This is a genomic window from Pseudomonas sp. FG86, assembly GCF_057808775.1.
This window is the reverse complement of the sequence record NZ_JBMDIS010000017.1, coordinates 95885-109458: the sequence shown is the minus strand read 5'-3', so window position 1 is coordinate 109458 and position 13574 is coordinate 95885. Positions and strand designations below refer to the sequence as shown.

The 13574-nt window shown below is 59.4% G+C and carries 11 protein-coding genes and 1 pseudogene; 9 read left to right on the top strand and 3 right to left on the bottom strand.

All coding sequences use genetic code 11. The features are described 5' to 3' along the window. Positions 1-166 precede the first annotated feature (166 nt). Positions 167-895 carry a TraX family protein gene (locus tag ACODSV_RS13985; protein WP_454843982.1) on the bottom strand — a complete coding sequence of 243 codons (729 nt, stop codon included), beginning with the start codon at positions 893-895 and terminating at the stop codon, positions 167-169. A 90-nt stretch (positions 896-985) separates the two neighbouring features. Between ACODSV_RS13985 and ACODSV_RS13980 the strand changes: the two genes are divergently transcribed. Continuing rightward, on the top strand, positions 986-2026 hold the full coding sequence (locus tag ACODSV_RS13980) for a threonine aldolase family protein (protein ID WP_150056285.1): 1041 nt from the start codon (positions 986-988) through the stop codon (positions 2024-2026). Between the two features lie 103 nt (positions 2027-2129). On the opposite strand, the pseudogene ACODSV_RS13975 reads toward ACODSV_RS13980, so the two are convergent. Continuing rightward, positions 2130-3946: pseudogene (locus ACODSV_RS13975) on the bottom strand (flavin monoamine oxidase family protein). Between the two features lie 277 nt (positions 3947-4223). Between ACODSV_RS13975 and ACODSV_RS13970 the strand changes: the two are divergent. After that, positions 4224-5669, top strand: a complete 1446-nt coding sequence (locus tag ACODSV_RS13970; RefSeq protein ID WP_150095506.1) for a purine-cytosine permease family protein — start codon at positions 4224-4226, stop codon at positions 5667-5669. After that, positions 5666-6481 (top strand): nitrilase-related carbon-nitrogen hydrolase, encoded by an 816-nt coding sequence (locus tag ACODSV_RS13965; RefSeq protein ID WP_150056281.1) that lies wholly within the window; start codon positions 5666-5668, stop codon positions 6479-6481. Before ACODSV_RS13970 ends, ACODSV_RS13965 begins: the two co-directional genes overlap by 4 nt. A gap of 3 nt (positions 6482-6484) precedes the next feature. Here the strand turns inward: ACODSV_RS13965 and gbcB are convergent, their stop codons facing one another. Beyond that, positions 6485-7585: a glycine-betaine demethylase subunit GbcB gene (gene gbcB, locus ACODSV_RS13960; protein ID WP_150056280.1), complete on the bottom strand. Its 1101-nt coding sequence runs from the start codon at positions 7583-7585 to the stop codon at positions 6485-6487. Positions 7586-7869: 284 nt separating this feature from the next. Here gbcB and gbcA point away from each other — a divergent pair, with 284 nt between their 5' ends. From gbcA to gspG, 6 genes are all read left to right on the top strand, one after another. Next, on the top strand, positions 7870-9165 hold the full coding sequence (gene gbcA, locus ACODSV_RS13955) for a glycine-betaine demethylase subunit GbcA (RefSeq protein WP_150095507.1): 1296 nt from the start codon (positions 7870-7872) through the stop codon (positions 9163-9165). 812 nt (positions 9166-9977) lie between these two features. Then, on the top strand, positions 9978-10472 hold the full coding sequence (locus tag ACODSV_RS13950) for a type II secretion system protein (RefSeq protein ID WP_150054107.1): 495 nt from the start codon (positions 9978-9980) through the stop codon (positions 10470-10472). Beyond that, a complete protein-coding gene (locus ACODSV_RS13945) occupies positions 10447-10827 on the top strand; it encodes a type II secretion system protein (protein ID WP_024077792.1) in 381 nt (126 codons plus the stop codon). Before ACODSV_RS13950 ends, ACODSV_RS13945 begins: the two co-directional genes overlap by 26 nt. Next, on the top strand, positions 10814-11320 hold the full coding sequence (locus ACODSV_RS13940) for a type II secretion system protein (RefSeq protein ID WP_190300940.1): 507 nt from the start codon (positions 10814-10816) through the stop codon (positions 11318-11320). The genes ACODSV_RS13945 and ACODSV_RS13940 overlap by 14 nt, the downstream gene beginning before the upstream one ends. A gap of 74 nt (positions 11321-11394) precedes the next feature. Then, the gene (locus tag ACODSV_RS13935; RefSeq protein WP_150054106.1) at positions 11395-12921 is read left to right on the top strand and encodes a lytic polysaccharide monooxygenase; all 1527 of its coding nucleotides are present in this window, start codon (positions 11395-11397) and stop codon (positions 12919-12921) included. Between the two features lie 218 nt (positions 12922-13139). Further along, complete coding sequence (gene gspG / locus ACODSV_RS13930; RefSeq protein WP_150054105.1) at positions 13140-13571, top strand: type II secretion system major pseudopilin GspG; 432 nt, start codon at positions 13140-13142, stop codon at positions 13569-13571. The last annotated feature ends 3 nt before the right edge of the window (positions 13572-13574 follow it).

Genomic DNA, 13574 nt, shown 5'->3' with positions numbered 1-13574 from the left:
GGCGAGGCGCTGCGGGCATGTCGCAACAGGACCCATCCCGCCAACGGCGCAATCAATGTGGGAGGGGGCTTGCCCCCGATGGCGGTGTGTCAGCTGCGGCACGTGCAAGCTGATCCACCACCATCGGGGGCAAGTCGAACCGTCGCACCGCCCCTCCCACAATGGGTTAGGCGATGATCTTGCGGACGAGCAGCAGCAGCAGGAAATGCAGGGGATAGAGGGAATAGGCCCAGCGGCGCATGGCTGGCGGCGAGGCGCTGCGGGCATGTCGCAACAGGACCCATCCCGCCAACGGCGCAATCAGGCACGCCGCCAACCCCATCAGCGCCACCGGCGTGCCGCTATCGAGCAGGATCTGCCATTGGTTGGCGGCCACGCACACCAGGCCCGGCAACAGGCTGAAATACCAAGGCCTGCGAAACACCAGCAGCATCGCCAGTGGCAGCAATACACCAAAGAAACCGAACATTAACTGCGTCGAAAATACCGCGGCTATCGTGACAGCGATCAGCGCCAATCCTCGATCAACCGGCGCCTTCTGCTGCCATCCTCGGGCAACCAGCAGGCCCAAGGCCAGGGTCGGCAGCACATTCAACGTATCGGCATCGTCGATAAACATGCGGTACGGCACTTCGCTGATCACACTGAACAGCAACAACCAACCCAGGTAGCGCCACTGGCCGGTCACGGGCGCGCTCCTAACCCGATGCAAATTCGCCGCAATCGCCAGGCAAAACCACGGGAACGCCAGGCGCCCCGGCACATAAAGGCCATCCAGGCTCAGGCCGACGTAGCGCAGGTGATCGAGCACCATGCACAGCAGCGCCAGCCACTTGAGCAAATCCAAAGCGCCATCACGGACACGTCCGACAGGCATCGTTTCAGTACCGTGCATAATTCCCCAGTGACTTTGCATTTACAGTGCGTGCGCACGCCCGACAATCTTGGTTAAAGTGCGCACCAACATCGACCACAGGAATGGGCCATGACCGACAAGAGCCAGCAATTCGCCAGCGACAACTATTCCGGCATCTGCCCGGAAGCCTGGGCCGCCATGGAACAAGCCAACCACGGCCACCAGCGCGCCTATGGCGACGATGAATGGACCCACCGCGCTGCCGACGGTTTCCGTAACCTGTTCGAAACCGACTGCGAAGTGTTCTTCGCCTTCAACGGCACCGCCGCCAACTCCCTGGCGCTGTCTTCGCTGTGCCAGAGCTACCATAGCGTGATTTGCTCGGAAACCGCCCACGTCGAAACCGACGAATGCGGCGCACCGGAGTTTTTCTCCAACGGCTCGAAACTGCTCACTGCCCGCACTGAAAACGGCAAGCTGACCCCGGAATCGATCCGCGAGATCGCCCTCAAGCGCCAGGACATCCATTACCCCAAACCGCGCGTAGTGACCCTGACCCAGGCGACGGAAGTCGGCAGCGTCTACACCCCGGAAGAAATCCGCGCCATCAGCGCTACCTGCAAGGAACTCGGCCTGAACCTGCACATGGACGGCGCGCGCTTTTCCAACGCCTGCGCGTTTCTCGGCTGCTCACCCGCCGACCTGACCTGGAAAGCCGGGGTGGACGTGCTGTGCTTTGGCGGCACCAAGAATGGCATGGCCGTGGGTGAGGCCATCCTGTTCTTCAACCACAAGCTGGCCGAAGACTTCGACTACCGCTGCAAACAGGCCGGCCAACTGGCCTCGAAGATGCGCTTCCTCTCCGCCCCCTGGGTGGGCCTGCTGGAAAACGACGCCTGGCTCAAACACGCACGCCACGCCAACCACTGCGCGCAGTTGCTCAGCAGCCTGGTGGCGGATATTCCCGGCGTGGAGTTGATGTTCCCGGTGCAGGCCAACGGCGTGTTCCTGCAACTCTCGGAACCGGCGATTGCCGCGCTGACGGCCAAGGGCTGGCGCTTCTACACCTTTATCGGCAAAGGCGGCGCGCGGTTCATGTGTGCGTGGGATACCGAAGAAGAACGCGTGCGCGAACTGGCGGCGGATATTCGCGAAGTCATGGGTGACTGAAACGACGGCCGCGCAAGCCCGCGTCGCAGTCTCATGACCTGCGACGCGCAGCTGGAGCCACTTGCGCGCTTATCGCTCCCGCACCTCACTCACAAACCTATGCTCACAAGGCTTTGGGCTGAAGCGCTTGCCATTCATCAATGGGGCCGCGGTTGGTGAGCAAGGTCCCACCGTTGAAGTGCACCGCCAGTTTATTTACGGCGTTCAAGGCCGTCGTTACCGCCCCTTCCGCCCAGCCCCCGTCCAGGAAACATCGTCCCCGGCGAGAATGAACCCATCGGGTTGCCCACTCGACACACCGTTCATGAACTGGGAAAACAGCAAGCGCTGGTACTCGTATTGTCCCGGCAGGTTCATTTTGAACGCGCACAGGAAAAACGGCTGCTCTTCCCAGTTGATCTCGACAAAGGGATTGGTCATGCCGAACTCAGCCGCCAGGTTCAGCTGATGAGGGGCGTACACGCTATCCAGCAAGGTTGTGCATAACTGCACATGAGACGGCAGCGGCGCACTGCGATCACCCAGGAATTTGAGGCTGTCGTCATTCCAGGTGTAAGACAAAAACATGCCACTGCCTCTGTGAGGTCCCTCGCTCCGACCATAGTCCAGCAGGTAGGTGCCACGGGTGATTCGATCCGACAACGTCACGCTCATCTTGTGCTGAAAATCACCCTCCACGTCGGTCCAGAAGGGTCGTTTGGTTTGCGCGAAGATTTTTGCCGACTGCATGTAATGGGTGTACATCACCGCTTCCCATTCCTCGGGAGATAACAGGTCATTCATCTGATTGAAGCGGGCAGCGCCATCCATATAACGGAATTTATCGAGGATCCGCTTTTGAGGGGTGTAGACCACTGCAGGAAAGGTGTATTGGCGCTCGCCTGCCAGATGATGATCAAACACCCACACGTCGAATTTGCCATCCGGCCGCCGCAGGATCTGCCGCACTTCCTGCTTCAAAGGCTGAGCGATGACCTGGGTGGTCAGACCTCGGACGGTGGTACCCGCAGGCCAATGAACCATAGCGTCGCCAAAAGTCTCCGGGGCACGCGTCCAAAGTCGGTTTGGCAGTTCACTGGAGCCGTCGTACATCAGCTTGTGATTGGTATCCAGCCCGGTATACAGCACCCGTAACACCTCCAGGAAGCAGTTCGGGTAATCGGTGTTCCAACCGCCTGTGCCGAAGCCGATCTGGCCGAACAGATCGATATCTTCGCGGCTCCAACCCGCCTGCTCGACCATCGCGGCAAAAAAACTGAGGTTGTCCCAACCCGCATCAAGGATCGCGTTCCACAGGGCTTTGATCTTGGCCTGATCCAGGCTTCCCTCGGACATTGCCGCTTCCATCTCAGTGAACTTGATCGGGTTCTGCTCAAGAAATACGTTGAATAACTTATCCTCGATCTCAGCGTAATCAGGCGGCAGGTTATTGCGTTCGTAATAGACCTGTTGTTGCTGATAGTCGACCACCGTACTGGGGGTAAACGGCGACCCCGGATTGGGAAAGTCGGTCGAATGGGCCGTCATGCCAACTTTGTTGAAATAGTGCATCAACGCCTTGCCTGAAACAGGAAAGCGCATGGCACCCAGCTCGCAGATCACACTGTTTTCCGGATCTTGCGGATTACCTGCCACATGGGAATACAGTCGCCCACCGATGCGGTCACTGGCCTCTACCACCACCGGGTGCAACCCCATGCGCATGGCTTCATAGGCCGCCACCAGGCCGGCGACGCCGGCCCCGACGATCAATACCTGGCTGCCATACGCCAAGTGGGATACCTGGGCCAACGGCGTGCCCTGACTGGCGGCCGTCTCAAGAAACCGGGCGTAATGAAAAGGAAAGTCTGGAATCAGTGCAGTGACATCATCGGCAAGCAAGCGCGCTGCGCCTTTACTGCGGGAGGGAATAGCAGACATGGTCATCATCCTTGGTATGAAATTAGGACGTCCACCTACTGCTTCAATGCGAAGGGCGAATACGACGGCTGAGATGCTCAGCGTAGATAGTTGTAGGAAATGTCTCTATATCACTTGGGAATAAAAAACTGATGCGTCATACAAGCCTTGTGTCAGCAGGCTTCAGGCAATCAGTTCAGAAATTCGTGAAGTGATTATTTGCGAATAGCGATTCAATTGTCTTTTTAGTTACAAGACTCTTCGTAGCCTCACTTAATAAAAACAGACCGTGATGCCTATGAACGCGCCCTCCAACCGATCGGCTGCCCCGCCCTCCGCCACGCTGAAAATCGAAACCCGTTCCATTGACTACGTGCCGCGCAATGAGCGCCACGGCAAGGTCTGGCATCAGGCGCCGTTCTGGTTCACCGGTAACTTCGTACTGACCACCCTGGTCACCGGGTTTACCGGCGCCGCCTTGGGGCTGAGCCTGGTGTACGCGATCCTGGCGATTGTCATCGGCGTGTGCCTGGGCACGTTTGCCATGGCGTTCCATGCCAACCAGGGGCCGCGCATGGGGTTGCCGCAGATGATCCAGTCGCGGGCACAGTTCGGCCTGCGTGGGGCCATCGTGCCCTTTATCGCCGTGGTGTTCGTGTACATCGGCTTTAACGTGTTCAACGTGGTCCTGGCAACCGACGCCATCAATACCGTGCTGCCCGGCAACCGTGCACCGTGGTACGCCTTGATGATCATCCTGGCAGTGGTGATCGCCGTGATCGGCCACGACCTCCTGCACACGGTGCAACGCTGGCTGACCTACGTGATGATCAGCGTGTTCGCGGTCCTCACGGTCGCCGCCGTGATGTACCTGCAGGCCGACACCGCGGTGGTCGACGCACATTTTTCCTGGTCGGCCTTTCTGATCCAGCTTTCAGCCGCCGCGGGTTACCAGATCAGCTACGCCGTCTACGTCTCGGATTACTCGCGCTACCTGCCGCATAACACGCCGTCGCGCAGCGTCATCTTCTGGACCTACCTGGGGGCCGCCGGCTCGGCGCTGTGGCTGATGTCGCTGGGGGCCTTCCTCGCCTCGGCGCTGCCCTCGCCCGACGCCATCGGCAGCGTACAGGCCGTGGGCAACCAACTGCTTCCGGGGTTTGGCACCTTTACCGTGTTGATCGCAGTACCCGCGCTGGTCGGCATCATGGCGGTCAACTGCTACGGCGCGATGCTCACCGGGATCAGTGCCATTGACGGTTTTGTACCGATCAAGCCGCGGATCAGGAGCCGCATCGTTGGGATCAGCCTGGTGGCCGCGGTGATTTTTGTGATTGCCTTGAGCATCCCCGAGAGCTACCTGAACAGCTTCAACACCTTCGTCCTCTTGATGCTGTATTTCCTGGTGCCCTGGACAGCCGTCAACCTCGCAGATTTCTATGCCATACGAAAAGGGCGCTACGCAATCAGCGACATTTTCAACCCGGCCGGTATCTATGGGCGCTGGTCGAGCGCCGGGCTCATTGCCTATTTCCTCGGCCTGGCGGCAATGATTCCGTTTATGTCGCTGGGTTTTTATCAAGGACCGATCAGCGTGATGCTGGGCGGCGCCGATGTTGCGTTCGTCGTCGGCCTGGCGGTCTCGGCAATGGTCTACTACATGATGAGCCGCCACCTCGACCACGCCGCCGAAGCGCGGGCCATGCAAGCCAGTGAGCGAGCGTTGGAAGGAGACCTGTCGTGACCCTGCTACGCGTGGTTTGTCATCAACTGGCGCCGCGTATCGGCGATACCCACTACAACCGGACGCTGACCGAGCGCTCGATTCGCGCAGCGGCCAGCCTTAATGCGCAGGTGATCGTCCTGCCTGAGCTGGTTCAGAGCGGCTACATGTTCACGGACCTGGAGGAAGCCCACGAGGCCGCCGAGACACGCGACGGTCCGACCCTGAGCCTGTGGAAAAGCCTCGCGCAAGCGCTGGGGATCATCATCGTCGCAGGCTTCTGCGAGCGCCTGAGCGCGGGACGCGTCGCCAACAGTGCCGCGCTGGTCGAACCCAGCGGGCGGGTGACGGTGTATCGCAAGGCGCACCTGTGGGACCGCGAAAAACTGATCTTCACCGCCGGTGATGCGCCGCCTCCGGTGGTCGACACCGCCGTCGGGCGGATCGGCATGATGATCTGCTACGACCTGGAACTGCCGGAGTGGGTACGCCTGGCAGCACTGGCGGAAGCCGACCTGCTCTGCGCCCCGGTGAACTGGCCGGACGGCCCGCGCCCCGTGGGTGAACGGCCGGCGGAGATCGTGCGGGTCCAGGCCAATGCGGCGGTCAACCGCATGTTCATCGCTGCGTGCGACCGTTATGGCGAAGAACGTGGCGTCAATTGGGTAGGCGGTTCGGTCATCGTCGACGCCGATGGCTACCCGCTGGCCGGAGCAGCCTCCCAGCCGATGGAACAACAATGGGTGGCCGACCTGCCACTGGCACAGGCCAGGAACAAGTCAATCAGCGACCACAACCATGTTCATCGGGATCGTCGGCCGGGGCTGTACTGAGCCTCAGAACTCGATGCGCACATCGCCCTTCGGCACACTGCAGCACGACAGGATGTAGCCTTCGGCTTCGTCCTCCTCGGTGATCCCGCCGTTGTGGTCCATCTCGACCTCGCCCCCCAGCTTCAGCACCTTGCATGTGCCGCAGATCCCCATGCCGCAGGCTTTCGGGATCAACAGGCCCAGCTTGGCGGCCGCCGCATGCACGGTTTCGCCCGGGGCCACGCGAATGCTCTTGCCCGAGGCAATGAATTCCACTTGGTGCAGGTCTGCCAGATCGATTTCCGGCGCATCGGCGGCTTGTTCAGCCTGCTCCACGGCATCCGCCCGCGCTTCCGGCGGCGTAGCGCCAAAGGACTCCTCGTGATACCGCGCCATGTCGAAACCGGCCACTTCCAGCAGGCGCTTCACCGCGTTCATATACGGCGTAGGCCCGCAGCAGAACACTTCGCGCTCCAGGAAGTCCGGCACCATCAGTTCCAGCATCTTGTGGTTCAGATAACCGCGATAACCCGCCCAAGGCTCACCCAACCCGTGTTTCTCGCAGATCAGGTGCAGGCTGAAGTTATCGATCCGCGACGCCATATGCTCCAGCTCGCGGTGGTAGATGATGTCTTTGGGCGAGCGGGCGCTGTGGATAAACGTCATGTCGACGTTGGCGTTGGTGTCGTAGAACCAGCGGGCCATGGACATCACCGGGGTAATCCCCACGCCGCCACTGAGGTACAGCACTTTCGGGCTGGGGAAGTCGATGGCATTGAACAGCCCGACCGGCCCGTGCACCGCCAGCTCCTGGCCCTCATGCAGGGTGTCATGCAGCCAATTGGAGACCTTGCCGCCCGGCACGCGCTTGATGGTCACCGAGAAGCTGTACGGCACCGACGGCGAGCTGGAAATGGTGTACGAGCGCATGATCGGCTGGCCGTCGATTTCCAGCTCCAGGGTGACGAACTGCCCCGGCTTGAAAAAGAACAGGATCGGCTGGTCGGCCATGAAGCAGAAGGTGCGCACGTCCCAGGTTTCCTGGATGACTTTGACGCAACGGACAATGTGCCGACCATTGGCCCAGGTCTGGGTGGTTACCGGATTCAGGAAGTTGCTGGACATGCTGTTCTCCACCGCCGAGGCTCGGCCTTTATGGTGGCGATTCTGCGTAACGCGAGAACCGCCCATTTACCTATCTGCGACATTCACATACTTATCGCGACCAGCCCCCATACCACGGGGGTTGCGCGTCGGGAACAGAGTGGGCCATGTCGCTCATGGATAAGGTTCCGTGCATCAGCAGCCCCACACTCGCTCCCAACAACGACGCTTTCTTTACGCCTTGCACTGCAACAACCGTAGCCACTATTCGCCGGCCACACAGAATGGCCATGAGGACACACACGATGGACGTCACCGCAACCTTAAGCTTGGGCGATCCGCTGGAACCCGCACGCAAGGCCACCGCGCAGATGCTGCAAGAGCGCGAGCGCACGTTTTCGCTGCCACAGCCGTTCTACTCTGATGACCGGCTGTTTGATATCGACATGCAGGAGATCTTCCAGAAAGAGTGGTTGATCGCCGGCATGACCTGCGAGATCCCCACCAAGGGCAACTACCTGACCCTGCAAGTGGGCAAGAACCCGATCATCGTGATCCGTGGCGCCGAAGGCGTGGTGCATGCGTTCCACAACGTCTGCCGCCACCGCGGTTCGCGCCTGTGCACCAGCGACAAGGGCAAGGTGGCCAAGCTGGTCTGCCACTACCACCAGTGGACCTACGAACTGGACGGGCGCCTGCTGTTCGCCGGCACCGAGATGGGCGCCGACTTCGACATGAAGCAGTACGGCTTGAAGCCGGTGAACGTGAAGACCGCCGGCGGTTATATCTTTATCAGCCTGGCCGAGAACCCGCCGGCCATCGATGACTTCCTGTCGACCCTGACCCACTACATGGAACCCTACGACATGGAGAACACCAAGGTGGCGGTGCAAACCACCTTGATGGAAAAGGCCAACTGGAAGCTGGTGCTGGAAAACAACCGCGAGTGCTACCACTGCAACGCGTCGCACCCGGAACTGCTGAAAACCCTGCTGGAGTGGGACGACGTCACCGACCCGCGCGCCGACCAGGCCTTCAAGGACCACGTGGCCGCCTCCGCCGCTGCCTGGGACGCCGAGAAGATCCCTTACGCCCACGCCAGCTTCGGCCTGCGCAACCGTATCGTGCGCATGCCGCTGCTCAAGGGCACCGTGTCCATGACCCTGGATGGCAAGCAGGGCTGCGCCAAGCTGATGGGCCGCATCAAGAACCCCGACCTGGGCTCGATGCGCATCCTGCACCTGCCGCACTCGTGGAACCACTGCATGGGCGATCACATCATCGTGTTCACCGTGTGGCCGATCAGCGCCCAGGAAACCATGGTCACCACCAAGTGGCTGGTGCACAAGGACGCCGTGGAAGGCGTGGACTACGACGTGGAACGCATGCGCCAGGTGTGGGACGCCACCAACGACCAGGACCGTCGCCTGGCCGAGGAGAACCAGCGCGGCATCAACTCCAGCGCCTACCAGCCGGGCCCGTACTCCAAGACCTATGAGTTCGGCGTGGTGAACTTTGTGGATTGGTACAGCGAACGCATGTTGAACAACTTGGGCGCGGCGCCGGCGCCTTACCTCAAAGGCGTGGCTGCACACGAATAACCGAGACCCACCGCTCAAAAATGTGGGAGGGGGATTGCCCCCCTCCCACACTTGAACCTCACACTGCTTAATATTTGATCAAATCTCTCGCAGGCCACTGCCAGCCTGCCCTCCAGCCTTTACCCAACAACTTATCCACAAAGCCACCCACAGCAATTGTGGGCAACTGCGCTCACCGCGCAAAATAAACCGAAGAAAATCCGTGACTTATTCAGATCACCGGGTTTCGCCGCCCATTGATCACTTTTCGATCAACACCCTGAAAGGCCCGTCGCCTATGGCCTGTAGCTGAACGCAAACACCTTATCCACAGAACCGCCAACAGACTTTGGGGGCAACTTCACGCCGTCTGTGGAAAACCGCTGCAAGACAGGATAAATAGGGGCTTACAGCCTTTTACAGGCGCAAAAACACACAATCGATCAATATTTAACCAAGACTGGCAAAGCCACGTATTACCTGGCCCGTAGCCGATAGCGAACATCTTATCCACAGAACCGCCAACAGACTTTGGGGGCAAGTCGACCGCAGGCAGCGGCCTTATCCACACTAAAATCCCCGTAAAAACCGTCACTTAGGGTGATCACTTTTCATACAGCGCGCTACAGGCGTGATTTTACGTGGCCTGTGGACAACCGCGAACACCTTATCCACAGCCACGTGCACAGCCATTGTGGGTAACCACCGTTTATCCGACAGTTGTACAAAAAACACTCTGTTTAAAACTTCATCTACACTCACCCTTGCAGTTACGTCCATTGGCCCGGGTTAGTGCTGAAGTCCTTGGCGGGTTAGAGGGAGGTTGAACAGTGATGTGGCAGGGGCCTCCCAGCCATCACTGCGCTAAAGGTTTTACGCTGATTGAATTGCTACTGACGCTGGCCTTGCTGGCCACGCTGTCGACAGTGGCTTATCCGCTGACGGCGTTGATGGGTAAACGCGATCGAGAACTGGACTTGCAACGGTCGTTGCGGGAAATACGCCGCGCGATTGATTCCTACAAAGAGGCCGCCGACGACGGCCGTATTCAAAAGAGCATCAGCGACAGCGGCTATCCACCCACCTTGCAAGCCTTGGTCGAGGGGGTCACCGACCAGACCGACCTCAAAGGCAAGAAACTCTTCTTCCTGCGCCGCATTCCCCGCGACCCCGTCTGCGAGTGTCCCGAACTGTCGCCAGCCCAAACCTGGCAACTGCGCAGCTACAAGAGCAGCGCCGATAACCCACAAGAGGGGGAAGATGTCTTTGACGTTTCATCCCGCAGCACACGGGAGAGTTTGAATGGAACGTTATACAGCCAGTGGTAATCGGGGTTTTACCCTGATTGAACTGCTGGTGGTCATGGCCATTATCGCCACCCTCATGACCCTGGTGACCCCCCAGTACTTTCGCCAGCACGCCAAGGCCCAGGAAACCGTGCTGCGCCATAACCTGTCTTCCATCCGCCAGGCGCTCGACCAATACCGCGAAGACCACGGTGCCAATCCCGAGTCCCTGCAAGCCCTGGTGGACCGCCGCTACCTGCGCGAAATCCCCCTCGACCCGCTGACCGGCAAGCGCGATACCTGGCAATTGCAACCTTCCGACGAACAAGGCCTGGGCGATGTACGCAGTGGCGCCCCCGGCAATGCGAATGACGGGAGCGCCTATGCGGATTGGTAAACAGCGTCAACACGGTTCGGTGTTCATGGGCATGTTGGTGATGGTAGCGGTGGTGGCCGTGATGCTGATGGAAGTGGGCACGCTCGCGGCCAGCGTGTTGCAGCGTGAGCGCGAGCTGGAGCTGCTGGCGCGGGGGAATGAAATCCGCCGCGCGATCGGCCTGTATTACACCGCCGGCCACACCTTTCCCAAATCCCTCGATGACCTGGTGCTCGACCGTCGCCAACCGACCGTCAAGCGCTATCTGCGCCGGGTCTATGCCAACCCGCTGAGCGGCAGCACCGAATGGGGCGTGGTGGCGGGGCCGGGCGAAACCATCATGGGGGTGTTCAGCAAGGCCAAGGGCACGCCGTTCAAACAAGGTAATTTTTCAGTCAAGGATCAGAGTTTTACAGGGCAAGGTAGTTATCAAGGGTGGGTGTTTCTGTACGGTCCTGGGCAGAGTAACCCCGCAACCCGCACCGCTCCCATGGGAGATCAGACGACCCAATGATGCCAATGCACTCACACAACTGATCGTTCCAGCAGTTCGGAACTTGTTTATCTGAATTGAAGGTGGACTAGAGCATGAATAACTACACGAAAAAACTTTGTAAATGGGTACTGGCGGCACTGTGTTTGGCGCCGGCCTTGGGATGGGCCCATGGGGCGCTGGACACTCCTCCCTCACGCGCGGTGAACTGCCAGGTGACCGGAGGATTCTGGCAATCACAGGACGGTTCAGCCATCGTGGACAGAGGCTGTCGAGAAGCGTCATTGGCATCTTTTCGCACGCCTGCAGAATGGGCATTTCCCGCCCAGCAATGGCATGAAGTCGCACATATCCCGCATATCCACCACCCAACGCTGGCTCAGATCCAGGGGATCATCAAGGATGGCCAGATATGCGCTGCGAATGACCCGAAAAAGGCCAGCCTGGATTTCCCGACCCCTAATTGGACCAAGACGAGTGTTGTCCCGGGGCAATCGCTGACAATGCGCCTTATCGGTACAGCGCCACATGTACCGAGCACGTTCTATCCGTTTATTACACGCCCAGGCTTTAACACCGCCACTGATGTTCTGACATGGAGTGACTTGATCCCCCTGGGGCAGCCGGAAAACTTCACGGTAGCGAACACAAACTGGCAAACCCCACCCGCCATATCGGCCTCGGGCTATTTCCTGATCACCCGTCCCATCCCCAGCAGCGCATCAGGCAATGGGTTGATCGTGGGTATTTGGGTACGGGATGATCCCGCCGGCGAGTTTTTCATCTCCTGTTCGGATGTGAAGTTCCAGGGCGGCACAGTGCCCGATCCCCTGACGCCCATCGGTCCATTCATCAATGCCGATATGCAAGCTCTGAAGCCAGGCGACAAAGTGCACTATCGGATCTTTGCAAGCTCCGGCCAAAGAAATGAGCTGGTGGACATCATTCACGACATCAACCCAACCAATTTGGCGCCGAGCCGATGGGGCGCTGAGCTCGCCGCTAAAGTGCCCCCTTCCGTTGCCCAAATAGGCATCTTGAACAATGGAGCAGTCAGATTTGATCCGGCCGACCCATTGAGCAATCTCACCTATGTCATTGATCCTGGCGCGACTGATGCCATGTCGATCATCACGGAAGGAGGCCCAGGCCCTGTCAACCCGGCAGCCCCAGTGGCACGTATTACAGGGCCCACCTCGCTGAAATCGGGACAGGCCTTTACGTTCAGCGGAACCGGATCGACAGGAAGCAACGGAAAGTTGCTTTTTCACTGGACAGTCCCAGGGATGGAAGGTGCGCAGGACGGTGCAACTGTCAGTGGCACAGCCTATAAAGTCACTCAGCCCACGACGTTCAAGGCACGGCTGAATGTCCGCGACCAACAAAATGGCAAGACCAGCCAGGCGGAGTTTGACTTTACTGTCAGCCCTGCCAGTGGCGGCGAGGACTACCCGGCCTACAAGGAAGGCACCCCTTATAAAGCCGGCGACATCGTGACCAATCAAGGCAAGAACTATCGGTGCAAACCCCACCCTTACACCGCCTGGTGTGCAGGCGCCGCATGGGCCTATGCCCCCGGTTCCGGCACGGCGTGGGAGCAAGCCTGGGACGAAGTCCAATAACCCATCGGCGTACACGCGCATATTCAGTTAATGGATAAGCGTAAGCGCCAAACGTTATAGGGCGCCTCACGGCGCCTTATATCGAGCAGCGCTAAAGTTGAAGATGTAGTTGAACAGTCAGTGTTCTAACGATGTTCTACCGGCGGTGCCCGCACAACAGCGGGCCGGGAGAGTTACACACAACCGCCGTACCTTGGCACTCCCAACAGGGTATCTCCATGCGCACACGCACCTTTATCCACAGCCCCCCTCGCGGCTTCACCTTGCTGGAGTTGCTGGTCGTCCTGCTGATCATCGCCCTGCTCGCCGGCTACGTCGGCCCGAAGATGTTTGATCGCCTGGAACTGGCCAAGGTCCAAACCGCCCAAGGCCAAATGAAGTCCCTCGCCGATGCCCTGAACCAGTACCGCCTGGACAACGGCAACTACCCGGACGAAACACTCGGCTTGAATGCGCTCACCACACGCCCCGCCAACGCGAACAATTGGCAAGGCCCTTATTTGAAAGCGTTGCCGCCTGACCCCTGGGGCAACCCTTATCTCTACAAGAATCCCGGCACACCGCCCAACGATGCAGAAATCATCTCCTTGGGGCGCGACGGCAAGGCCGGTGGTGTGAACACCTACGCCGACATCGTGTACGGGTTGTGACCC